The sequence below is a fragment of the Rhizobium grahamii CCGE 502 genome, from assembly GCF_000298315.2.
Taxonomy (GTDB): Bacteria; Pseudomonadota; Alphaproteobacteria; order Rhizobiales; family Rhizobiaceae; genus Rhizobium; species Rhizobium grahamii.
This window is the reverse complement of the sequence record NZ_AEYE02000067.1, coordinates 1-434: the sequence shown is the minus strand read 5'-3', so window position 1 is coordinate 434 and position 434 is coordinate 1. Positions and strand designations below refer to the sequence as shown.

The following is a 434-nucleotide window of genomic DNA, read 5'->3' as shown; positions in this document are numbered from 1 at the left end:
GGCGCGCCCCGACCACGCCCTTCCACTGGCCGATCGCCAGGTCGACCGGCGCAAGTGCCCGCGCCGTGACGATCGACGAGGCGATGATCGAGCCCGACGACAGCTCGCCGCGGATCGTCAGATAGGCGCCAAGCCCGAGGATCGCCGACTGCAGCATCATCCGCAGCACCTTCGACAGCCCCGACAGCGTGCCGCCGACGTCGGACGTCTTCGTCTGACAGTCGAGGTGGCGGCGGTTGGCCTTCTCGAAGCGATCGACGGCCCGCCCGGTGATCCCCATCGCATGCATGATGTCGCTGTTGCGGGCGTTCGAATCGGCAACCGAGTTGCGCGCCACCGAGGCCTTGATCATCGACTGCGAGTGCCGCCGCGTCAGCACCTCGGCAACAACCGTCAGCACCGTCAGCACCACGGCACCGCCGACCGTCAGCAAT

The 434-nt window shown here is 68.0% G+C and carries 1 pseudogene; it reads right to left on the bottom strand.

Going from position 1 to position 434, the window contains the following annotated elements:
- Window positions 1–434: pseudogene (locus tag RGCCGE502_RS34405) on the bottom strand (type I secretion system permease/ATPase); the annotation flags it as partial.